Source organism: Acetobacter sp. DsW_059 (assembly GCF_002153695.1).
In the GTDB taxonomy this organism is placed as follows: domain Bacteria; phylum Pseudomonadota; class Alphaproteobacteria; order Acetobacterales; family Acetobacteraceae; genus Acetobacter; species Acetobacter thailandicus.
In genome coordinates, this window is record NZ_JOPI01000035.1 from 15,410 (window position 1) to 38,658 (window position 23,249).

The 23,249-nt window shown below is 49.9% G+C and carries 29 protein-coding genes; all 29 read right to left on the reverse strand.

The genetic code is table 11. The features are described 5' to 3' along the window. Positions 1-36: 36 nt before the first annotated feature. On the reverse strand, positions 37-684 hold the full coding sequence (locus HK25_RS08070) for an adenylate kinase (protein WP_086635893.1): 648 nt from the start codon (positions 682-684) through the stop codon (positions 37-39). Then, positions 681-2,042, reverse strand: a complete 1,362-nt coding sequence (gene secY, locus HK25_RS08075; protein ID WP_086554380.1) for a preprotein translocase subunit SecY — start codon at positions 2,040-2,042, stop codon at positions 681-683. Before secY ends, HK25_RS08070 begins: the two co-directional genes overlap by 4 nt. Before the next feature lie 147 nt (positions 2,043-2,189). Continuing rightward, positions 2,190-2,678 carry a 50S ribosomal protein L15 gene (rplO, locus tag HK25_RS08080; protein ID WP_086635894.1) on the reverse strand — a complete coding sequence of 163 codons (489 nt, stop codon included), beginning with the start codon at positions 2,676-2,678 and terminating at the stop codon, positions 2,190-2,192. Position 2,679: 1 nt separating this feature from the next. Beyond that, positions 2,680-2,865, reverse strand: a complete 186-nt coding sequence (gene rpmD, locus HK25_RS08085; protein WP_206752255.1) for a 50S ribosomal protein L30 — start codon at positions 2,863-2,865, stop codon at positions 2,680-2,682. Next, positions 2,858-3,436 carry a 30S ribosomal protein S5 gene (rpsE, locus tag HK25_RS08090; protein WP_086554383.1) on the reverse strand — a complete coding sequence of 193 codons (579 nt, stop codon included), beginning with the start codon at positions 3,434-3,436 and terminating at the stop codon, positions 2,858-2,860. Before rpsE ends, rpmD begins: the two co-directional genes overlap by 8 nt. Before the next feature lie 15 nt (positions 3,437-3,451). Continuing rightward, the gene (rplR, locus tag HK25_RS08095; RefSeq protein WP_086554384.1) at positions 3,452-3,814 is read right to left on the reverse strand and encodes a 50S ribosomal protein L18; all 363 of its coding nucleotides are present in this window, start codon (positions 3,812-3,814) and stop codon (positions 3,452-3,454) included. Beyond that, positions 3,814-4,347 (reverse strand): 50S ribosomal protein L6, encoded by a 534-nt coding sequence (rplF, locus tag HK25_RS08100; protein WP_086554385.1) that lies wholly within the window; start codon positions 4,345-4,347, stop codon positions 3,814-3,816. Before rplF ends, rplR begins: the two co-directional genes overlap by 1 nt. 10 nt (positions 4,348-4,357) lie before the next feature. After that, positions 4,358-4,756: a 30S ribosomal protein S8 gene (gene rpsH, locus HK25_RS08105; protein ID WP_086554386.1), complete on the reverse strand. Its 399-nt coding sequence runs from the start codon at positions 4,754-4,756 to the stop codon at positions 4,358-4,360. 9 nt (positions 4,757-4,765) lie between these two features. Continuing rightward, complete coding sequence (rpsN, locus tag HK25_RS08110) at positions 4,766-5,071, reverse strand: 30S ribosomal protein S14 (protein ID WP_086554387.1); 306 nt, start codon at positions 5,069-5,071, stop codon at positions 4,766-4,768. A gap of 83 nt (positions 5,072-5,154) precedes the next feature. After that, positions 5,155-5,724, reverse strand: a complete 570-nt coding sequence (gene rplE / locus HK25_RS08115; protein ID WP_086635895.1) for a 50S ribosomal protein L5 — start codon at positions 5,722-5,724, stop codon at positions 5,155-5,157. A 10-nt stretch (positions 5,725-5,734) separates the two neighbouring features. Then, entirely contained in the window at positions 5,735-6,055 is a 321-nt protein-coding gene (gene rplX / locus HK25_RS08120; protein WP_086554389.1) for a 50S ribosomal protein L24, read from the reverse strand. Beyond that, positions 6,055-6,423 (reverse strand): 50S ribosomal protein L14, encoded by a 369-nt coding sequence (gene rplN, locus HK25_RS08125; RefSeq protein WP_086554390.1) that lies wholly within the window; start codon positions 6,421-6,423, stop codon positions 6,055-6,057. Before rplN ends, rplX begins: the two co-directional genes overlap by 1 nt. A gap of 18 nt (positions 6,424-6,441) precedes the next feature. Continuing rightward, positions 6,442-6,714, reverse strand: a complete 273-nt coding sequence (gene rpsQ, locus HK25_RS08130) for a 30S ribosomal protein S17 (protein WP_086554391.1) — start codon at positions 6,712-6,714, stop codon at positions 6,442-6,444. A gap of 13 nt (positions 6,715-6,727) precedes the next feature. Continuing rightward, positions 6,728-6,964, reverse strand: a complete 237-nt coding sequence (gene rpmC / locus HK25_RS08135) for a 50S ribosomal protein L29 (RefSeq protein ID WP_086554506.1) — start codon at positions 6,962-6,964, stop codon at positions 6,728-6,730. A gap of 1 nt (position 6,965) precedes the next feature. Continuing rightward, a complete protein-coding gene (rplP, locus tag HK25_RS08140; protein WP_086554392.1) occupies positions 6,966-7,382 on the reverse strand; it encodes a 50S ribosomal protein L16 in 417 nt (138 codons plus the stop codon). Between the two features lie 18 nt (positions 7,383-7,400). Continuing rightward, positions 7,401-8,078, reverse strand: coding sequence for a 30S ribosomal protein S3 (rpsC, locus tag HK25_RS08145; RefSeq protein ID WP_086554393.1), 678 nt, complete (start codon positions 8,076-8,078; stop codon positions 7,401-7,403). Positions 8,079-8,081: 3 nt separating this feature from the next. Beyond that, positions 8,082-8,492, reverse strand: coding sequence for a 50S ribosomal protein L22 (rplV, locus tag HK25_RS08150; RefSeq protein ID WP_086554394.1), 411 nt, complete (start codon positions 8,490-8,492; stop codon positions 8,082-8,084). 1 nt (position 8,493) lies between these two features. Next, positions 8,494-8,772, reverse strand: a complete 279-nt coding sequence (rpsS, locus tag HK25_RS08155) for a 30S ribosomal protein S19 (protein ID WP_025860199.1) — start codon at positions 8,770-8,772, stop codon at positions 8,494-8,496. Between the two features lie 13 nt (positions 8,773-8,785). Then, entirely contained in the window at positions 8,786-9,616 is an 831-nt protein-coding gene (gene rplB / locus HK25_RS08160) for a 50S ribosomal protein L2 (RefSeq protein ID WP_086554395.1), read from the reverse strand. Between the two features lie 16 nt (positions 9,617-9,632). Beyond that, positions 9,633-9,968: a 50S ribosomal protein L23 gene (locus HK25_RS08165; protein WP_086554396.1), complete on the reverse strand. Its 336-nt coding sequence runs from the start codon at positions 9,966-9,968 to the stop codon at positions 9,633-9,635. Beyond that, entirely contained in the window at positions 9,965-10,579 is a 615-nt protein-coding gene (gene rplD / locus HK25_RS08170; RefSeq protein ID WP_086554397.1) for a 50S ribosomal protein L4, read from the reverse strand. Before rplD ends, HK25_RS08165 begins: the two co-directional genes overlap by 4 nt. A 4-nt stretch (positions 10,580-10,583) precedes the next feature. Beyond that, positions 10,584-11,267 carry a 50S ribosomal protein L3 gene (rplC, locus tag HK25_RS08175; RefSeq protein ID WP_086554398.1) on the reverse strand — a complete coding sequence of 228 codons (684 nt, stop codon included), beginning with the start codon at positions 11,265-11,267 and terminating at the stop codon, positions 10,584-10,586. A gap of 10 nt (positions 11,268-11,277) precedes the next feature. After that, positions 11,278-11,586, reverse strand: coding sequence for a 30S ribosomal protein S10 (gene rpsJ / locus HK25_RS08180; RefSeq protein ID WP_007282720.1), 309 nt, complete (start codon positions 11,584-11,586; stop codon positions 11,278-11,280). 106 nt (positions 11,587-11,692) lie between these two features. Continuing rightward, on the reverse strand, positions 11,693-12,883 hold the full coding sequence (tuf, locus tag HK25_RS08185; protein WP_086554399.1) for an elongation factor Tu: 1,191 nt from the start codon (positions 12,881-12,883) through the stop codon (positions 11,693-11,695). 88 nt (positions 12,884-12,971) lie between these two features. Next, on the reverse strand, positions 12,972-13,448 hold the full coding sequence (rpsG, locus tag HK25_RS08190; RefSeq protein WP_086554400.1) for a 30S ribosomal protein S7: 477 nt from the start codon (positions 13,446-13,448) through the stop codon (positions 12,972-12,974). Positions 13,449-13,462: 14 nt separating this feature from the next. After that, on the reverse strand, positions 13,463-13,834 hold the full coding sequence (rpsL, locus tag HK25_RS08195; protein WP_086554401.1) for a 30S ribosomal protein S12: 372 nt from the start codon (positions 13,832-13,834) through the stop codon (positions 13,463-13,465). 337 nt (positions 13,835-14,171) lie between these two features. Beyond that, positions 14,172-18,347: a DNA-directed RNA polymerase subunit beta' gene (gene rpoC, locus HK25_RS08200; RefSeq protein WP_086635896.1), complete on the reverse strand. Its 4,176-nt coding sequence runs from the start codon at positions 18,345-18,347 to the stop codon at positions 14,172-14,174. Positions 18,348-18,449: 102 nt separating this feature from the next. Further along, positions 18,450-22,628, reverse strand: coding sequence for a DNA-directed RNA polymerase subunit beta (rpoB, locus tag HK25_RS08205; RefSeq protein ID WP_086554403.1), 4,179 nt, complete (start codon positions 22,626-22,628; stop codon positions 18,450-18,452). Between the two features lie 211 nt (positions 22,629-22,839). Beyond that, on the reverse strand, positions 22,840-23,211 hold the full coding sequence (rplL, locus tag HK25_RS08210) for a 50S ribosomal protein L7/L12 (RefSeq protein WP_086554404.1): 372 nt from the start codon (positions 23,209-23,211) through the stop codon (positions 22,840-22,842). Positions 23,212-23,249: the final 38 nt, after the last annotated feature.

A 23,249-nucleotide genomic window follows, 5' to 3' on the forward strand; every position in this document is an offset into this window, starting at 1 on the left:
GTCAACGAAAGCTGATCACTTTTTCGTGATAAGCTTCTATTTAGTCACAAACTGTTCAATTTGTGCCGCAACTTCCGCTGCAGGCGCCATGCCGTTAACGGTCCGCAAACGCCTGCTCTCCCGGTAAAAAGGCAGAATCGGTGCTGTCAGATTACGGTATTCCTGAACACGTTTTACGACAGTTTCCCGCGTGTCGTCAGAACGTCTTTTAAAGTCATGACTTCCACATACATCACATGTGCCTTCCTTTGCAGGAGGGCTGGAAACTTCGTTATAAGTAGTACCACAATTAACGCAAGTGTAACGCCCGGCTATACGATCAGCCAGTGTATTTTCGTCAACGTCGAGAAACAGAACGACATCTATCGCCTTGTTGTCAGCTGCCAGCATAGCATCAAGTGCTTCTGCCTGCCCGGCAGTACGGGGAAATCCATCAAGGATAAACCCATGACGACAATCAGGCTGCTCAATTCTGCTTTGCAGCATTGAAATGATCAGAGCATCGGGAACAAGTTTACCGGCTTCCATAAGAGCCTTAGCCTGTTTTCCGGTCTCTGAATTTTTTGCAACTTCTGCACGCAGCATATCACCGGTAGAAATCTGCACCAGCCCGTGGCGTTCTTCAAGACGTTTAGCCTGAGTGCCTTTCCCTGCTCCGGGAGGGCCAAGAAAGATAATATTCATCGACGAGAGATCCTTTGTTTTCTTCCGCCGCGAGAACGTTTCATAAGTCCCTGATACTGGTGTGCCACCAGATGAGACTGAACCTGAGTTACAGTATCAATTGTCACAGAAACAATAATGATCAGACTTGTTCCACCAAAGTAGAAAGGCACATTGTAACGACTAATCAGAATTTGCGGCAATAAACAGACAAGCACCATATAGGCGGCGCCGATAGTCGTCAGTCGAGTCAAAATTTTGTCAAAATATGTAGCTGTTGCGGCCCCGGGACGAATACCTGGAATAAACCCTCCCTGTTTACGCAGATTATCAGCCGTTTCCGGCGGATTAAACGTAACTGCTGCATAAAAATAGGAGAAAAACACAATCATCGCTGCATAAATGAATAAATAAAGAGGCTGACCCTGCCCCAGTGCATCTCCAAGAAATGAGAGCCAGTGCGGCATATTTTTACCGTTCATAAAACCAGAAACGGTGGCCGGCACCAGAAGAACTGAAGAAGCAAAAATAGGAGGGATAACCCCTGCCGTGTTGACCTTTAGTGGCATATGCGTGGAGTCACCACCAAACATCCTCTGCCCCATCTGGCGCTTAGGATACTGAATAACAACCCGGCGCTGTGCCTGTTCCATAAAGACAATGAAGGTAATTGTCGCTGCTGCAAGCAGTAAGAAAAGCGGGACGAATACAGGAGAACGTGCCCCGGTATAACCCAGCTGAAACAGAGACATCATTGCCTGTGGAAGGTTAGCTACGATACCAGCAAAAATAATGAGGGATATCCCGTTACCAACACCACGTGACGTAATCTGCTCCCCAAGCCACATCAGGAACATTGTGCCGCCGACAAGCGTAATGACACAGGAAACCAGAAAGAAAACGCCAGGATGCACAACCGCAGCTGCACCAGTCGCTGTACGCATTGTCTCCAGCCCGATGGCAATGCCATAAGCCTGAAAAACAGCAATTAACACTGTCAGATAACGAGTATACTCATTAAGCTTTTTACGACCCTGCTCACCCTCTTTCTTCAAAGCTTCAAGAGAAGGTAAAGCCGTCGACATCAGCTGAACAATAATAGAAGCTGATATGTAGGGCATGATGTTCAGAGCAAAAACGGTCATACGACCAAGAGCCCCACCTGAGAACATGTTAAACATGCCCAGAATGCCACCCTGATTCTGAGCAAGAAGCTGCCCCATCACCGTCGCATCAACACCAGGAACAGGAATATAGGTTCCCAGGCGATAAATAATCAGCGCACCAAGCGTAAACCAGATCCGTTTTTTGAGTTCTGTAGCTTTTGCAAAGGAGCCCACATTAAAGTTGGCAGCCAGTTGTTCGGCCGCGGAAGCCATGCATCCGTCCTTTCACACAAACAGCGCCACCACAATTTAATGCGGGACGCTGGTATGATAATCGTCTGAAAAGTTTAAGTCAGAAAACTTTCTGAGAAACAGACCGAAAGGAGAAGAGAGAAATACCCCCTTCCCCTTTCTTATGTGTCAGGAAGCGCTAACTTCAGGTGCCTTAGCAGCAAGAACTTTAACAGAGCCACCGGCTTTTTCAATTGCTGCAATAGCAGCAACAGAAGCACCAGAAACTTCGAAAGTTACTGCACGTGTCAGTTCACCTTCACTCAGAATACGCACACCAGCATATTTACCTGTACCAACAAGACCTGCATTTTTCAGCAGCTCTTCTGTCACAGTTGCACCAGCTTCAATTTTACCTTCTGCAATAGCTTTTTCTACTGCACCGAGGTTAACCGGTGCGTAAACTTTGCGGAAGATGTTCTTAAAGCCGCGCTTAGGCAAACGACGATACAGCGGAAGCTGACCACCCTCAAAGCCGTTCAGAGACACGCCTTCACGTGCTTTCTGACCTTTTACGCCTCGGCCTGAAGTTTTGCCTTTGCCAGAGCCGATACCACGCCCCAGGCGTTTTTTGCGGTAACGAGAACCCTCATTATCGCGAAGCTCATTCAAGTTCATATCAATCCTCCACCTTCACAAGGTGCGCCACTTTACGGACCATACCACGTGTTGAAGGAGTATCTTCCAGAACCCGTTCACGACCGATTTTATTCAGACCGAGACCGACCAGAGTTGCCTGCTGGCCAGGTTTACGACCGTTACCAGATGCGATCTGGATAACTTTGAAAGTTTTCGTATCAGACATCTGCAGTTTCTCCTGCCGGTGCATTCTGATCACGCTTGCCGAAAATTTCAGCAACCTTCTTACCACGACGGTTAGCAATAGAGCGTGGGCTTGCACAACGGGTCAGAGCGTCAAACGTCGCTTTAACCATGTTATGCGGGTTACGAGTGCCGAGAGATTTAGCGACAACGTCGTTAATTCCCAGGCTTTCGAACACTGCACGCATTGGACCACCAGCAATGATACCTGTACCGGCTTCAGCCGAACGCAGGATAACTTTACCAGCACCAAAGTGACCAGAAACGTCATGATGCAGTGTGCGACCTTCTTTCATCGGCACACGAATCATTGCACGTTTTGCACGCTCAGTTGCTTTACGGATAGCTTCAGGCACTTCACGTGCCTTACCTGCACCGTAACCGACGCGACCTTTCTGATCACCAACAACAACCAGCGCAGCAAAAGCAAAGCGACGACCGCCCTTAACAACTTTTGCAACGCGGTTGATCGTGACCAGCTTGTCGATCAGTTCATCGCCTTCACGTTCGCGATCACGGCCGCCACGACCGCCTTCTCTTGGTTCACGAGCCATTACGTGATCCTTTCCTCAGAAGGAGAGACCACCCTCGCGGGCAGCCTCCGCCAGGGCTTTCACGCGCCCATGATAAAAATATTCTCCACGGTCAAATACAACCTGAGAAACGCCTGCTGCGACTGCACGCTGAGCAACGAGTTTGCCAACAACGTTAGCACTCTCTTTAGTTGCCCCTGTTTTCAGGGTCTCACGCAGCTCTTTATCAAGACTGGAAGCAGAGGCGAGTGTACGTCCCTGCACATCGTCGATAACCTGCGCATAAATGTTTTTTCCAGAACGGAAAACCGACAAGCGCGGGCGACCACCAGCCTTGTGACGGAGCTGGTAACGGAGACGGGCGCGCCGCCGGTTCCGCAGTTCCTGCTGAGTGCTCATTATTTCTTCTTGCCTTCCTTACGACGAATGGTTTCCGTTTCGTACCGTACACCTTTACCTTTATAAGGCTCTGGTTTGCGGTAGCTGCGAATATCAAGAGCAACCTGCCCTACACGCTGTTTGTCGATACCTTCAACGACAATCGCGGTCGGACGTGGTGTGGAAATCTTGATACCCTGCGGGATCGGATAAACCACATCATGAGAAAAACCGAGATTCATCACAAGGTTGGATCCCTGAACAGCAGCACGGTAACCCGTTCCGCTGATTTCAAGAGTTTTTGAAAACCCTTCAGAAACACCTTTAATGAGACTTGCGATCAGCGCACGGGTTGTACCCCACATCATACGCGCCTGAGCAGCGGTTCCCACCGGAGAGACTGCGATCTGGTCGCCTTCAATTTTCGCTTCAATGTGAGAAGAAAGCGGCAGCGTAAGTTCGCCGAGCTTTCCTTTCGCTTTGAAAACACCGTCAGCAATAGAAACGGTGACCCCGCCAGGAACAGTGACAGGATATTTGCCTACACGTGACATGTATCCCTCCTCAGAATACGCGGCAGAGAACTTCGCCGCCAACATTGGCAGCGCGAGCCTCTACGTCAGAAAGAACACCACGTGGAGTAGACAAAATCGAAACACCAAGACCTGCACGAACACGTGGCAGCTCTTTAATTTTCGAATAAACGCGACGTCCAGGACGGGAAACACGGTTAATTTCTTTAATAACCGGTTCGCCTTCGGAGTATTTCAGCTCAATATGAAGCTGAGCAACACCTTTACGGACTTCTTCACGTTTGTAGCCACGGATGTAGCCTTCGCGCTGAAGTGCTTCAAGCACGTTCAGACGCAAATTAGAAGCCGGAGACACACAGGAGGCATGACGCGCACGCTGTGCGTTACGGATGCGGGTGAGCATATCACCCAACGGATCAGAAAGTGACATTACGCGCCCTTACCAGCTTGCTTTAACCAGACCTGGGATCTGACCACTTGAAGCCAGATCACGCAGTGCGATACGGCACAGCTCGAATTTACGATAGTTACCGCGTGAACGACCTGTCAGCTTGCAACGCAGACGGACACGAACCCGTGAACCGTTGCGAGGCAGCTCAGCAAGCTTGAGAGACGCATCAAAACGATCTTCTACAGGAAGAGTGCGGTCCATAATGATATTTTTCAGCGCCGCACGCTTATCCTTGTCACGTGCAGCCAGACGAGTACGTCTGGCATTCCGCGTGATGGCAGAAGTTTTAGCCATATAATTCTATCCTCCGGAACCCTTCGAAAACCTTCGACGGTTTTCCAAGACAACAACACCTGAAACCAGGTAAAGAATTTCCCTTAAGCAACAAAGGGAAGATCAAATGCTTTAAGAAGCGCTTTGGCTTCAGCATCTGTCTTAGCACTCGTCACAAACACAACGTCCATACCACGGATGTCTTCGATTTTATCATAATCGATTTCCGGGAAAACGATCTGCTCTTTCAGGCCCAGCGCAAAATTACCGCGACCGTCGAAACCCTTATTAGCAGGCAGACCACGGAAGTCACGGATGCGAGGCATAGCAATGGTTACCAGACGGTCGAGGAACTCATACATCTGAACGCGACGCAGAGTAACTTTACAACCAATCGGCAGACCTTCACGAATCTTGAAGCCCGCAATAGCTTTTTTAGCCACTGTCTTAACTGGCTTCTGGCCAGCAATCAGTGTCATTTCAGCAACTGCAGCGTCAAGTTTTTTCTGATCGCCAGCAGCCTCACCTACGCCCATATTCAGGACGATTTTTTCAAGGCGAGGTACCTGCATGATGTTTTTGTAACCAAACTGCTCACGAAGCTTGGTACGCAGTTCATTCTGATAACGTTCCTGAAAACGGGGAACGGAACGAACACCTGTAGATCCAGTCATTCTTACCCCCTCAGCCTTCGATCACTTCGCCAGTTGCCTTAGCAACACGCGCTTTCTGGCCATTTTCCAGAACACGGAAACCAACGCGGGTTGGTTTTTTCGATGCAGGATCAATCAGCTTGAGGTTGGAAAGGTGAATCGGAGCTTCACGAGCAATGATACCGCCTTCTTCACCCATACGTGTTGCACGACGGTGACGCTTTGCAATCGCTACGCCACGAACAACAGCGCGGTTTTCAGCCGGACGAACAGAGAGAACTTCGCCCTGCACGCCTTTTGAAGAACCGGTGATAACAACGACTGTATCGCCTTTTTTAATACGCGCAGCCATTACAGCACCTCCGGTGCCAGAGAGATAATTTTCATGAACTTACGCGCACGCAGTTCACGAACAACCGGGCCAAAAATACGTGTGCCAATCGGTTCCTGCTGTTTGTTAATCAGAACAGCAGCGTTCTTATCAAAACGGATCGCACTGCCGTCGGCGCGGCGAACCGGATATGATGTACGAACGATAACAGCTTGGTGGACGTCGCCCTTTTTTACCTTCCCACGGGGAATGGCTTCCTTAACGGAAACGACGATCACGTCGCCGACCGAGGCAGACTTCCGCTTGGAACCGCCCAGCACCTTAATGCACTGCACCTGACGGGCACCGGAATTATCTGCCACGTCAAGGTTGGTCTCGGGATGGATCATTTTCTAGATACCCTTACCTTACACCGACACGCCGACGACAGATGCGTCAACAACTTCGCCGTTACGAGAAACGACAGCCCATGTCTTACGACGGGAGATCGGTGTACACTCGATGATACGGACGGTATCACCGATTTTACAGATATTTTCTTCATCATGCGCCGCATATTTTTTAGAACGACGAATGAATTTCTTATACAGCGGATGCATAACCCGACGATCGACAAGAACCGTTACGGTCTTGTCCATCTTGTCACTGGTTACACGTCCGGTAAGGACGCGCCTTGGCATCGTCCAACTCCCTTCAGGAAATGGCAGCAGATGTTTTTGCACCTGCTGCGGACTTCTCATTCTGCGACACGATCGTTTTGATGCGCGCAATCTCACGACGAACGACACGAATGCGGCTCTGGCCTTCGTTTTGTCCGGTAGCCTGCTGGAAACGCAGATTAAGCTGCTCACGCTTCAGATCAAGAAGAAGCGCATTCAGTTCGTCTGATGTTTTGGCACGCAGGTCAGCTGGCTTTGTTGCCTTTGCCATCTCACGCATCTCCGATTCGGGTCACAAACTTCGTTTTGATCGGCAGCTTCGCTGCACCGAGAGCGAGCGCTTCACGTGCAACTTCTGGCGGTACACCTTCGATTTCGAAGATAATACGACCTGGCTTTACACGGGCAACCCAGTACTCGGGGGATCCTTTACCAGATCCCATACGCACTTCTGCTGGCTTTGTCGAGACCGGAAGGTCAGGAAAAATACGAATCCATACGCGACCGGCACGTTTCATAGCACGAGTAATGGCACGACGTGATGCTTCGATCTGACGTGCAGTAATACGTTCGGGCTGAAGAGCCTTCAGGCCGAATGTTCCAAAATTGAGCGTAGTCCCGCTTTTGGCAAGGCCGTGAATACGACCTTTATGTGCCTTACGGAATTTTGTACGCTTTGGAGAAAGCATTATATTCTATCCTTCGCCTCAGCGCTGAGGGGCCTGTTCGGCCGCCCGGCGATCCAGAGCCATCGGGTCATGCGCAAGGATCTCGCCTTTGAAGATCCAGACCTTCACACCACAGGTACCGTATGTGGTATGAGCTGTTGCTGTCCCGTAATCGATATCAGCACGCAGAGTGTGCAATGGCACGCGGCCTTCACGATACCACTCGATACGTGCAATTTCTGCGCCGCCCAGACGACCGGAGCAGTTAATACGAATACCCTGTGCGCCAAGACGCATAGCTGACTGAACAGCACGCTTCATAGCACGACGGAAAGCAACACGACGTTCCAGCTGCTGAGCAATGTTGTCAGCTACCAGAGTTGCATCGATTTCAGGTTTACGGATCTCAACGATATTCAGCGCTACTTCTGTACCCGCCATGCGGGTCAGCTCTTTGCGCAGAGCGTCAATATCCTGACCTTTTTTACCAATAACAACACCTGGACGTGCTGCGTAAATCGTAACGCGAGGCTTTTTAGCAGGACGTTCGATAACAACACGAGCAACACCAGCACCTGCAAGCTTACGACGAAGGAAAGCACGCAGTTTCAGGTCTTCATGCAGCAGACGAGAATAGTCTGCGTCAGCGTACCAACGACTATCCCATGTGCGATTAATGCCGAGCCGGAGCCCGATTGGATTGACTTTATGTCCCATACGTCAGGCCGCCTTCTGTTCGCTAGCAGCTGCCTCAGGTTCCGCAGCCCGTTCAGCAACAACAATCTTCAGATGGCTGAAGAATTTTTCCACACGAGCGGAACGACCACGACCACGTGCGTGAAAACGCCGCATAACCGTAGCTTTTCCAACTTCCACAATCTTAACTACCAGCTGATCAACATCAAGCTGATGGTTATTTTCTGCGTTTGCGATTGCGCTTTCCAGAGTCTGTTTCACCTGCTGAGCGATACGACGTTTAGAAAACGTCAGTGTCGCAACAGCCTGTGATGCTGGCTTATTACGAATAAGGGCAGCAACAAGATTCAGTTTACGGGGACTAACCCGGATATTACGCGTAATTGCTTGCGCTTCTGTTTCCGCGAGCATGCGCGGGTGATTAGGCTTGCTCATTTTAGCCCCGCTTTGACTTCTTGTCGGCCCCATGACCATGGAACGTACGGGTTGGTGAGAACTCACCAAACTTATGTCCCACCATGTTTTCCGTTACCTGCACAGGCAGGAACTTCTGACCATTATAAACACCGAACGTCAGCCCAACGAACTGCGGAAGAATTGTTGAACGACGTGACCAGATTTTGATCACTTCGTTACGGCCTGAAGCGCGAGACGCTTCAGCCTTATTCAGCAGATACCCGTCGACGAACGGGCCTTTCCAGACGGAACGTGCCATCTTCTATTGCCCCTTACTTGCCGGTCTTGCGACGACGGATAATCAGACTGTCCGTACGCTTATTGACCCGAGTTTTATAACCTTTGGTAGGTTTGCCCCATGGTGTAACCGGATGACGACCACCAGATGTACGGCCTTCACCACCACCATGTGGGTGATCAACCGGGTTCATCACAACGCCACGGTTATGTGGGCGACGACCCAGCCAGCGTGCACGGCCGGCTTTACCAAGGTGCTGGTTCATGTTGTCAGGGTTAGACACAGCACCAACTGTTGCCATGCATTCACCACGAACAACACGCAGTTCACCAGACTGCAGTTTGATCTGTGCATAACCGGCATCTTTACCAACCAGCTGCGCATAGGTTCCGGCTGAACGAGCCAGCTTGCCACCGGCAGCCTGCTTCAGTTCAATATTGTGTACGATCGTACCAACCGGAATAGATGCCAGCGGCATAGCATTGCCTGGTTTGATATCAACGCGATGACCAGCGATAACATTATCGCCAACCTTCAGACGCTGCGGAGCCAGAATATAATTCAGCTCACCATCTTCGTACTTAATCAGCGCAATAAATGCTGTACGGTTCGGATCATATTCCAGACGCTCAACTACACCCTGAACGTCGAATTTACGACGCTTAAAGTCGATATAGCGATAAGACTGTTTATGACCACCACCACGAAAACGAGAGGTTGTACGACCGTTATTGTTACGGCCACCCGTTTTGTTTTTACCTTCGGTCAGCTGCTTAACCGGCTTGCCTTTCCAGAGGTCGGCGCGGTCAATCAGAACCGTGCCACGAAGGCTCGGTGTAACGGGATTAAAGTGCTTCAATGCCATCTGTTTCTACCTCACGTCACGTCAGGCTGGTGGTCAGATCGATAGACTGACCTTCTGCGAGCTGAACGAACGCTTTCTTAATATCGGAACGCTGTCCCAGACGACCTTTAAAGCGTTTAGCCTTACCCTTCTGAACAAGAGTGTTCACGTCAACGACTTTAACACCAAAAAGCGTCTCTACAGCCACCTTGATTTCAGGCTTCGTGGCTGTCATTGCAACCTTGAAAACAACCTGATTTTTCTCTGAAAGAGCTGTCGCTTTCTCTGTGATATGCGGCGTACGAATGATGTCGTACAGCGCTTCACGTGAAAGACGCTCAGCCTTCTTACGAATTGCTAGAACGTTGGTCATACCAGACGCTCCTTCAGGCCTTCAAGGCCAGCTTGTGTAATTGCCAGAACTTCATGATTCAGGATATCATAAACGTTGGCACCAATCGTTGGCAGAACATCAATCTTGGGCAGATTGCGGGCTGCACGAACAAAACCTTCATCAACTGCTGCATCAACAATGAGAGCAGATTTCAGACCGAGGTTTTTCAGCTTAACAGCCAGTTCGCTTGTGCGAGTCACGCCAGAAGCAGACTGCAGAACAACAAGCTTACCTTCCTGTGCTTTCTGAGAAAGAACAGAGATCAGACCCAGACGACGTACTTTTTTCGGCAGATCATAGCCATGGTCGCGAACAACCGGACCATGAACAACACCACCGGTGCGGTACTGAGGCGCACGGAGTGAGCCCTGACGTGCACTACCGGTACCTTTCTGACGATAAGGCTTCTTGGTTGTACCTGAGACTTCGCTCATGCCTTTAACTTTGTGCGTACCAGCGCGGCGTTTTGCCAGCTGCCAGTGCACAACGCGTGCCATGATGTCAGCACGTGGGGCAACAGCAAACAACTCAGCAGGAAGCGTCACAGAACCGGCGCTGCCATTATCGAGAGTTTTGATTTCAATTTCCATGACTTCAGGCCTCCGCCGTCACGAGAGCAGCCGGGTAAGGCGCATCCGCATGGCGGGCTTTTTTGATCGCATCACGAATCAGAACAGTGCCGTTTTTAGCTCCTGGAATAGAGCCGCGCACCATGATCAGATTCTTTTCCGGATCAATTGCTGCAATTTCAAGATTGAGGGTCGTCACGCGTTCATCGCCAAGATGACCAGCCATCTTTTTATTCTTAAAAGTTTTACCAGGATCCTGACGGTTACCGGTAGAACCATGAGAACGATGGGAGATGGAAACACCATGCGTTGCTTCCAGACCAGCAAAGTTCCAGCGCTTCATAGCACCTGCGAAACCTTTACCCTTACTGGTACCAGTGACGTCGACTTTCTGACCAACAACAAAATGAGAAGCAGAAAGTGTTGCGCCAACTTCAAGTGCTGCATCTTCAGCAACACGAAATTCACGTACAACCTTTTTAGGCTCTACTTTTGTGCGGGCAAAATGACCACGATTTGGTTTGGTAACATTTTTTACCTTGGCGTTGCCCATACCAAGCTGAACAGCCGTATAGCCATCCCGTTCCTGAGTACGGACATCAACAACCTGCAGTGCATCCACATGCAGGACTGTAACGGGCACATGAGTGCCGTCTTCCTTGAAAAGTCGGGACATTCCCAACTTTTTTGCAATTAATCCGGTGCGCATCGTCTGGACCTTAAAGTTTGATCTCGACATCCACGCCAGCGGCGAGGTCGAGTTTCATGAGGGCGTCCACGGTCTGCGGAGTTGGCTCAACAATGTCGAGCAGGCGGCGATGAGTTCTGATCTCGAACTGTTCGCGACTTTTCTTATCCACGTGGGGGGAACGGTTAACCGTAAACCGTTCAATATGCGTCGGCAGCGGGATAGGACCCCGAACCCGCGCACCCGTACGCTTCGCCGTGTTTACGATCTCTTTTGTGCTGTTGTCAAGCACCCGATGATCATACGCCTTCAGGCGAATGCGGATGTTCTGGTTGTCCATTTATTTTCTAGTCCAACACCTTACTTGTCCGGAGTAACCCGGGCCGCCAAATAAGACCCCAGCTAAACAATTAGCCGGGGCCCTACAGTCTTTGGCTTTTTCCGAATTACTCGGTGATAGAAGCCACTACACCTGCACCAACGGTACGGCCGCCTTCACGAATAGCGAAACGCAGACCTTCGTCCATAGCAATAGGTGCAATTAGCTCAACGTCCATAGCACAGTTATCGCCTGGCATTACCATTTCTGTACCTTCTGGCAGGTGAACAACACCTGTTACGTCAGTTGTACGGAAATAGAACTGAGGACGATAGTTTGTGAAGAATGGTGTATGACGACCACCCTCTTCTTTCGTCAGGATGTAAGCTTCAGCTTTGAATTTTTTGTGCGGCGTAATTGAGCCTGGCTTTGCCAGAACCTGACCACGCTCAACGTCTTCACGTTTTGTGCCACGCAGAAGCGCACCAATGTTGTCGCCAGCTTCACCGCGATCAAGCAGCTTACGGAACATTTCAACACCGGTAACGGTGGTTTTAACAGTGTCACGCAGACCAACGATTTCTACTTCGTCACCAACGTTAACTGCGCCACGCTCAACACGGCCGGTAACAACTGTACCACGACCAGAAATTGAGAATACGTCTTCGATTGGCATCAGGAACGGACGATCAATCGGACGCTCTGGCTGAGGGATGTATGCGTCAACCGCTTCCATCAGCTCAAGAACGCGATTTTCGCCAACTTCTGCATCACCATCTTCGAGGGTAACCAGAGCAGACCCTTTGATTATGGGGATATCGTCGCCAGGGAACTGGTAAGAAGACAGAAGCTCACGAACTTCCATTTCTACGAGCTCGAGCAGCTCAGGATCATCAACCTGATCAACTTTGTTCAGGAACACAACCAGAGCAGGCACACCAACCTGACGAGCAAGCAGGATGTGCTCACGTGTCTGAGGCATTGGACCGTCAGCAGCAGAAACAACCAGAATTGCGCCGTCCATCTGAGCAGCACCGGTGATCATGTTTTTCACATAGTCAGCGTGTCCGGGGCAGTCAACGTGAGCGTAGTGACGCTTCGCTGTTTCGTATTCAACGTGAGCTGTAGAAATGGTGATTCCACGAGCGCGTTCTTCAGGTGCAGCGTCGATCTGATCATATGCTTTAAACTCAGCACCACCAGCTTTCGCCAGGGTCTTTGTAATAGCAGCTGTCAGAGAGGTTTTGCCATGATCAACGTGACCAATGGTACCAATGTTACAGTGCGGTTTATTCCGCTCAAATTTAGCCTTAGCCATTTTTCCACTCCACACTCCCGGTTAAACCGGAAGCCGTTTCAAAATACACTTCACTGAACTCCACCAGGGAGTCAGCGCACGCAAACAGTTACCAGCGATAATGACTGAAAGCTTTGTTTGCTTCAGCCATACGATGGGTATCTTCACGCTTTTTTACAGCAGATCCACGATTGTTAACCGCATCAAGCAGCTCATTAGACAACCGGTCCTGCATGGTGTTTTCTCCCCGTTTGCGGGAGGCATCAATCACCCAGCGAATGGCCAGCGCCTGACGGCGTTCTGCACGGACTTCCACAGGAACCTGGTACGTCGCACCACCAACGCGGCGTGAACGAACCTCTACTGCAGGCTTAACGTTATCCAGAGCATTGTGGAACAATGCAACCGGATCAGCAGAAGCTCCACTACGACGCACAAGCGCCTCGAGAGCTCCATAGACAATCCCTTCCGCAGTGGATTTCTTGCCATCATACATAAGCGCATTCATGAAACGCGTGATGACAATATCTCCGAACTTCGGATCGGGAAGAATTTCGCGCTTAACAGCGCGGTGACGGCGGCTCATACCTTAACTTTCCCTTACTTCGGACGCTTAGCGCCATAAAGCGAACGACGCTGGCGACGCTTCGCGATACCCTGGGTATCAAGTACACCACGAAGGATATGGTAACGCACACCCGGAAGGTCTTTTACACGACCGCCACGAATTAACACAACGCTATGTTCCTGAAGGTTATGACCTTCACCAGGAATATAGCTCACCACCTCATAGCCATTCGTTAAACGCACCTTAGCAACTTTACGCAGTGCAGAATTAGGCTTCTTTGGTGTCGTTGTATAAACGCGGGTGCAAACACCGCGCTTTTGCGGGCATGCCTGCAGTGCAGGCACTTTGTTGCGCTTGACTGCGGGCTTACGCCCCTTGGCAATGAGCTGGTTGATGGTCGGCATGCGCCTTTCCCGATCCTTACACAATTGAGCCGGAAGGCCTTTTTATCGGCCACCGACTGTCATTTAAAAATCCCATCAGGCAAAACACCCGTATGGGGCTATGTTAACATCCGACCCCGCTTCTTACAGAAGCCAGTCGCATGTTTTACAAGTGAATTCGACATACCCCGCTCTCACAGGCAGAGCGGAGCCGAGGGCTGTTTCGTAACGCCTTGACCAGATGAAGTCAAGACAATACGGCCGATTCCTCTAAGCTTTCTCCCATTTTACTTAACCGACAAAAAAAACCGGGGCGCAAACCCCGGTTTTTATCTTTAACGCACACTGTAAAGGCGAATCACTCAGCTGCTGAAGAACGCCCTACACGCTGACGGTCCTGAGATGCTGCAATCGCACGAAGGCGATTCATAACACTACCCGTACCGGCCGGGATCAGACGACCGACAATGACGTTCTCTTTAAGGCCATTCAGACGATCAACCTTGCCAGCTGTCGCTGCTTCCGTGAGCACTCGTGTGGTCTCCTGAAAGGAAGCGGCAGAGATGAACGACTGCGTCTGCAGAGAGGCTTTTGTAATACCCTGAAGAACAGGCATCGCAAGAGCCGGACGCTCACCAGCGTTCAGGCATTTCGTATTTTCAATATCAAACTCAATACGATCTACCGTCTCACCGATAAGATAAGTTGTGTCGCCTGGCTCCAGAATCTCAACTTTCTGAAGCATCTGACGCACGATAACCTCAATATGCTTATCGTTAATCTTCACACCCTGAAGACGATACACATCCTGAATCTCGTTCACCAGATAGTCAGACAGCGCCTCTACACCCATGACTTTAAGAATGTCATGTGGCACACGAGGACCATCAACCAGCGGATCGCCCTTCTCGACAAAGTCACCTTCCTGAACGGAAACGTGCTTGCCTTTGGGGATCAGATATTCTGTCTCTTCGCCTGTCTCGTCGTTTTTAACGATAATACGGCGTTTAGACTTATAATCCTTCCCGAACTCAACGCGACCTTCCATTTCTGCAATGATCGCATGGTCTTTTGGACGGCGAGCCTCGAACAGTTCAGCAACACGTGGCAGACCACCCGTAATATCACGGGTTTTAGACCCTTCACGTGGCAGACGGGCAAGCACGTCACCAGCATGAACTTCTGCACCATTCTCAACTGAAAGCAGTGTTTCAGGTGACAGGAAGTAACGGGCGTCATTACCATTTGCCAGTTTAATCACTTCACCGTTTGGACCTGTCAGCTGCAGACGCGGACGCAGATCAACGCCCTTCCCTGCCTGCTTATAGTCCACCACCACTTTAGATGTCAGACCGGTCACTTCGTCCATACGCTCAACGAGTGTAATGGAGTCAATCAGGTCAAGATATTCAATCTTACCGGCTTTTTCTGTGATGATTGGCAGTGTGTAAGGGTCCCACTCTACCAGCTTCTGACCACGGGCAACGGCTTCACCTTCTACTGTCAGCAGACGGGCACCGTAAGGCACACGGTAGCGCGCTCTTTCAACGCCTGCATCATCTGTCAGCAGAATTTCACAGTTACGCGCCATAACAATCGGAACGTTCTGAGAGTTATGAACCACGTTACGGTTACGGATCACAACCTTACCATCACGTGATGCTTCAATCATTGACTGCTCAGCACCACGCTGCGCTGCACCACCAATATGGAAGGTACGCATTGTCAGCTGCGTGCCTGGCTCACCAATAGACTGAGCGGCGATAACACCAACGGCTTCACCAATGTTAACCGGTGTGCCGCGTGCAAGGTCACGGCCATAGCAATGACCACAAACACCAACGCGACTGTCACAGGTCAGCACGGAACGGATAAAGACAGATTCAATACCTGCTTTCTCAATCCGCTCTGCCTCAGCTTCTTCAATCAGGCTGTTACGAGGCACAATGACCTCTCCTGATGTCGGGTCAGCAATATCAACAGCTGCCGTACGACCAAGAATACGCTCGGACAGAGACGCTACGATCTCACCGCTGTCCATAACCGCACGAACAGTCAGACCACGCTCTGTACCACAATCTTCCTCGATAATGATGCTGTCCTGCGCAACGTCAACCAGACGGCGGGTCAAATATCCTGAGTTAGCTGTTTTAAGCGCTGTATCAGCCAGACCTTTACGGGCACCATGGGTTGATGTGAAGTAATCGAGAACCGACAGGCCTTCTTTAAAGTTAGCAATAATCGGCTGTTCGATAATTTCACCTGATGGTTTCGCCATCAGACCACGCATACCAGCAAGCTGTTTCATCTGTGCCGGTGACCCACGAGCACCGGAGTGGCTCATCATCCACACAGAGTTAATTGGCTTACCAACTTCCTGACGGGAAATTTCTTTGGTCATTGCAGCCTGCACTTCGTCAGTGCAACGTGACCAGGCATCAACCACTTTGTTATAGCGTTCGCCGGCGGTAATCAGACCATCCTGATACTGCTGTTCGAACTCTTTCACTTCAGCTGCTGTACGCTCTACCAGAACTTTCTTCTCTTCAGGGATGATCATGTCATCTTTACCGAAGGAAATACCAGCTTTAGCAGCGTGCCTGAAACCAAGAGCCATCAGACGGTCACAGAATATAACAGCTTCTTTCTGACCACAGTGACGGTAAACCGTATCAATTACGTCAGAAACAGCTTTCTTTGTCAGCTGTTTATTGATGAGAGAGAACGGAATAGCTTCATTTTTGGGCAGAATCTGCGCAATCAGTACGCGACCAGGTGTGGTCACAACAGTCTGATAGACAGTTTTGCCGTCTTTTATCGTCTCAAAGCGGGCACGGATTTTATCATGCAGCTTCAGAGCACCATCATTGAGCGCATACTCAACTTCACTAATGGAAGAAAATGATGGTGCACCCTTAACCAGAATTTCACCCGTTGTTTCATCATAGGTGTTTTTATCTGGTGTCAGCGCGTATTCCGGCAGCTCAAGACTGAGATAATACAGACCCAGAACAATATCCTGAGACGGCACGATAATTGGCTTACCGTTTGCCGGACTGAGAATGTTGTTGGTCGACATCATCAGTACGCGTGCTTCAAGCTGAGCTTCGAGGCTCAGTGGCACATGCACAGCCATCTGGTCACCGTCAAAGTCAGCGTTAAACGCTGTACAGACGAGCGGATGAAGCTGGATAGCTTTACCTTCGACCAGGATCGGTTCGAACGCCTGAATACCAAGACGATGCAATGTTGGTGCACGGTTAAGCATAACAGGATGTTCACGGATAACCTCTTCAAGGATATCCCACACTTCCGGACGCTCTTTCTCAACCATACGCTTTGCAGCTTTAATGGTTGTCGCGTGACCATATTTCTCCAGCTTGGAGTAAATAAAGGGCTTAAACAGCTCCAGCGCCATCTTTTTGGGCAGGCCGCACTGATAAAGCTTCAGCTCCGGACCAACCACAATAACTGAACGGCCTGAATAATCGACGCGCTTACCAAGAAGGTTCTGACGGAAACGACCCTGCTTACCCTTCAGCATATCTGAAAGAGATTTCAGCGGACGTTTGTTCGCACCAGTAATGGCACGGCCACGTCGACCGTTATCAAACAGAGCGTCAACGGCTTCCTGAAGCATACGTTTTTCGTTACGCACGATAATATCGGGCGCACGCAGCTCCATAAGGCGTTTCAGACGGTTATTACGGTTGATAACACGACGATACAGGTCATTCAGATCTGATGTTGCGAAACGGCCACCATCAAGTGGTACCAGTGGACGCAGCTCAGGTGAAATAACCGGAACATAGTCAAGCACCATCCACTCAGGACGTGAACCGCTTTCTGCAAAAGCTTCAACCAGTTTCAGACGCTTAACGAGTTTTTTGCGTTTTGCTTCTGAGGAGGTTTCTTTCAGTTCCTGACGCAGGTGTACCTTTTCGGCATCACAGTCAATACGCTCAAGAACCTTCTTAATAACCTCAGCACCGATACCAACCTCAATGCCTTCTTCACTATATTCATCAAGAACATCAAGGTACTGGTCTTCAGTCAGCAGAGAGTACTGCTTCAGTGGTGATGTACCTGGCTCAAGAACAAGATAGTTTTCGAAATAAAGAACTTTTTCAAGATCTTTCAGCGTCATATCGACCATAAGACCGATACGGCTAGGCAGAGATTTTAAAAACCAGATATGTGCAACAGGGCTGGCCAGCTGGATATGGCCCATACGCTCACGGCGTACTTTTGCCAGAGTAACTTCAACACCACATTTTTCGCAGATAATACCGCGAAACTTCATGCGTTTATATTTACCGCAAAGGCACTCATAGTCCTTAATAGGACCAAAAATACGGGCACAAAAAAGGCCATCACGCTCAGGCTTGAACGTACGATAGTTAATCGTCTCGGGCTTCTTAATTTCACCGTAAGACCAGGAGCGGATCTGCTCCGGTGATGCCAGCTGAATTTTAATCTGATCGAAGGTCATCGCCTGGCCGGTCTGACCAAGGATTTTCATGAGTTCATTCATGTGCTGAAGCCCCCAGAGGGAAAGTGAAAGCAGCCGGGGTGTTTGCCCCGGCTACTTCTGCAAAACAAAAACTGAGAATAGCGGCTGTTAAAGCTGGTGCGCTCACTCTGACTCAGCCCCCTGCTCCAGCTCAACATTCAGACCCAGAGATTTGAGCTCTTTGATCAGAACGTTAAAGCTTTCAGGGATACCCGCTTCAAAGTCATCCTGCTCACGCACAATCGCTTCATACACTTTGGTTCGACCGGAGACGTCATCCGATTTCACCGTCAGCATTTCCTGAAGTGTGTAAGCAGCACCATAAGCCTCAAGTGCCCAGACCTCCATCTCACCGAAGCGCTGGCCACCAAACTGAGCTTTACCACCCAGAGGCTGCTGCGTTACCAGAGAGTATGGACCAATAGAACGGGCATGGATCTTATCATCGACAAGGTGATGCAGTTTAAGCATGTAAATATAACCAACTGTGGTTTTACGCTCAAACGGTTCACCTGTACGACCATCAATCAGCTGAGACTGACCTGATTTATCAAGGCCTGCTTTTTCAAGCATCGCTTCGATATCAGGGATAGACGCACCGTCAAACACAGGTGTTGCTATTGGAACGCCCTTACGCAGGTTATTCGACAGCTCTATCAGCTCATTATTGTTCATATTGGCAATAGCGTCATCATAGACTTTCTCGCCATAAACATCTTTGAGTGAATCAAGCAGTTCCTGGCGTTTCTCACCTGTGCGCTGGTATTCATCAACCAGATCACCAATGCCGCGGCCAATATTAGCACATGCCCAGCCAAGATGTGTTTCGAGAATCTGCCCCACGTTCATACGTGAAGGCACACCCAGCGGGTTCAGAACGATATCGACCGAAGTACCATCCTCAAGGAACGGCATATCCTCAACCGGAACAACCCGGGAAACCACACCTTTGTTACCATGACGGCCGGCCATTTTGTCACCAGGCTGAAGCTTACGCTTCACAGCAACAAAGACTTTAGCCATTTTCATAACGCCAGGGAGCAGCTCATCACCGCGCTGAAGCTTCTCGACCTTGCTTTCGAAACGTGCCTGAATTTTCTGAATTGATGCATCGAACTCACGACGCAGCACTTCCAGCTCAGCCATAACCGTATCAGAATCAACGACGATGTGACGCCATGCACCACGAGGATGCTCAGCCAGAACCTCAGCTGTAATTTCCGTGCCAGAACGAATGCCTTTATAGCCCGCACCAGCTACCTGACCGACAAGCTTTTCGCTCAGACGGCTGTAGAATGAACGCTCCTGAATACCACGCTCATCATCACGATCTTTAGACAGACGTTCAATTTCTGCGCGCTCGATTGCCATCGCACGCTCGTCTTTATCAACGCCACGGCGAGAGAACACACGCACATCAACAACCGTACCCGTCGTACCTGGCGGCAGACGCAGAGACGTATCACGGACGTCAGAAGCTTTTTCACCAAAGATCGCACGCAGAAGTTTTTCTTCTGGTGTCATCGGGCTTTCACCCTTTGGTGTTACCTTGCCGATCAGAATATCGCCAGGGTTAACCTCAGCACCGACATATACAATGCCTGCCTCGTCAAGATTGCGGAGCGCTTCTTCACCAACGTTAGGAATATCGCGGGTAATCTCTTCCTGACCCAGCTTCGTATCACGAGCCATGACTTCAAATTCCTCGATATGAATCGAGGTGAAAACGTCATCTTTCGCAATACGCTCGGAGATCAGAATTGAATCTTCGAAGTTGTAACCATTCCAGGGCATAAACGCGACCAGAATATTACGACCCAAAGCCAGTTCACCAAGCTCGGTTGACGGACCGTCAGCAATAATATCACCGGCTTTTACCAGATTACCTACGTGCACCAGCGGACGCTGGTTAATGCAGGTTGACTGGTTAGAGCGCGAGTATTTGCGCAGACGGTAAATATCTACACCCTGTGTCGCACCAGAAGAATCTGTTGCACGCACAACGATACGGGCACCATCAATCTGGTCAACGATACCATCACGTTTTGCAACGATCGTGGCACCTGAGTCATGAGCTACAGCAGCTTCCATACCCGTACCAACCAGAGGCGCATCAGAGCGCACCAGCGGCACAGCCTGACGCTGCATGTTTGAGCCCATCAGTGCACGGTTTGCGTCATCGTTCTCAAGGAACGGAATGAGCGCAGCAGCAACTGAAACCAGCTGTTTTGGTGAAACGTCACAGGCTGTCACGTCAGTTGGCGCCACCAGACGGAAGTCACCACCACGACGAACAGAAACCAGCTCATCAGTCAGTGCACCAGCAGCATCCTGCTTCGCATCAGCCTGTGCAACGACCAGCTTCTCTTCTTCCATAGCGGAAAGATATTTCCAGCCATCCTGAAGAACGCCATCTTTAACAAGACGATAAGGTGTTTCAATGAAGCCGTACTTGTTCACTTTGGCATAAGTTGCCAGAGAGTTAATCAGACCAATATTCGGGCCTTCAGGCGTTTCAATCGGGCAGATACGACCGTAATGTGTTGGATGAACGTCACGCACCTCAAAGCCGGCACGCTCACGGGTAAGACCGCCCGGGCCAAGCGCTGAAAGACGACGCTTGTGCGTTACTTCTGACAGCGGGTTGGTCTGATCCATAAACTGACTGAGCTGCGATGACCCAAAGAACTCACGCACAGCAGCCGCAGCTGGCTTTGCGTTAATAAGGTCATGCGGCATAACAGTGTCAATATCGACTGAGCCCATACGCTCACGGATCGCGCGCTCCATACGAAGCAGGCCGATACGATACTGGTTTTCCATAAGCTCGCCAACAGAGCGAACACGACGGTTACCCAGATTATCAATATCATCAATCTGACCGCGACCGTCTTTAAGGTCGCACATCACTTTAATGGTGCGCAGAATATCTTCTTTACGCAGCACACGCAGATCATCCGGAGCATCCAGATCAAGGCGCATGTTGAGTTTTACACGACCAACAGATGACAGGTCATAGCGATCAGCATCAAAGAAGAGACCACGGAACATAGCCTCAGCGGTTTCAGCCGTCGGCGGCTCACCTGGACGCATAACACGATAAATATCGATCAACGCTTCATCACGTGAACTGTTTTTGTCAACTGTGAGCGTGTTGCGGATCCACGGACCATTCGCTGCATCAATTGCCAGCACAGGGAATTCGGTAATCCCGGCTTCCTCAAGAGCTGCGAGACGTGCCTCGGTGATTTCTTCACCGGCTTCGCCGTAAATTTCACCGGTTTCGTAATTGACGATATCACTGGCGATAAAACGACCGATCAGATCAATGTCACCGACAAGAACTTCACGTGTTTTTTCAGCAATTTTACGAACAGCACGGGCTGTCAGCTTAGCTTCTGCCTCAGCAACAACCTCACCCGTCTCGGCGTCAACCAGCGGTGCAAGCAGCTTAAGACCACGGAATGATTCCGCATCGAAAGGACGTGCCCAGCCTTTAGGGGTTTTGGTGAATTTCACCGTACCATAGAAGCTTGCCAGGATCTCGTTGTCGTCCATCCCCTTGATATCGAGAATGTCAACATCACCACCTTCAGCCAGCTTAGCTTCACGTGCAGCAACAGAACGATCGCTCTCAAGCGCATAAAGCAGCGTGGTAACAGGCAGCTTACGTTTACGGTCAATACGAACGTAAATCAGATCTTTTGCGTCAAATTCGAAGTCAAGCCATGAACCACGGTAAGGAATAACACGCGCTGCAAACAGATATTTACCTGAAGAGTGCGTTTTACCTTTATCGTGATCAAAGAACACACCTGGTGAACGGTGCATCTGACTGACGATAACACGCTCTGTACCGTTTACGATAAACGTACCGTTATCGGTCATCAGCGGCATGTCACCCATATACACGGGCTGCTCTTTAATATCACGAATAGAACGTGAGCCGGTATCTTCATCAAGATCCCAGACAATAAGACGCAGAATAACTTTCAGGGGCGCTGCATAAGTCAGGCCACGCTGAATGCACTCTTCAACATCATATTTTGGTTCTTCAAATTCGTAATTTACAAACTCAAGACGCCCCCGACCTGCGAAGTCATTGATCGGAAATACCGACCGGAAAACTTCCTGCAAACCAGTCGGTGTGCGCGAATCAGGCGACACATTAGCCTGAAGAAATGCTTCATAGGACGCACGCTGTATGTCGATCAGATTCGGCATCGGAGCGACTTCGGGAATCCGCCCGAAACTCTTGCGAATCCTCTTCCGTCCTGTGAACGATTTAGTAATTGCGTTCATCTTCGCTCCTGCCCGCCGTTGCTCTCGGATCATCAGATCTGCCCCGAAGACAGATCAGAGGGTCCGACCGCCCTTGTGTTACCACAAAAAGAACTACCATACCCAATCAGACTCAATAAAGATCTGAACAGGCAAACGGGCAGAGGCCAAAGCCCCCACCCGAAAGTCTTTTCCAGTTACTTTACTTTCAGAGAAAGTAAAATACAGGAAATTATTTAATTTCGACGCTTGCGCCGTTGTCTTCAAGAAGTTTCTTGATTTTTTCGGCTTCGTCTTTGTTAGCGCCTTCTTTAATGGTTTTAGGAGCACCTTCAACCAGGTCTTTAGCTTCTTTCAGACCGAGACCCGTGATACCACGGATTTCTTTAATGACGTTAATTTTTTTGTCGCCAGCTTTGGTCAGAATTACGTCGAATTCTGTTTTTTCTTCAGCAGCAGCGGCAGGAGCAGCAGCAGCAGCAGCAACTGCAACCGGAGCAGCAGCAGAAACGCCCCATTTTTCTTCGAGGAGTTTTGACAGTTCAGCAGCTTCGAGAACGGTCAGAGCTGACAGTTCGTCAACAATCTTGTTAAGATCAGCCATAGATTTAGACTCTCTATATAAATACTGGTTTACAAAAT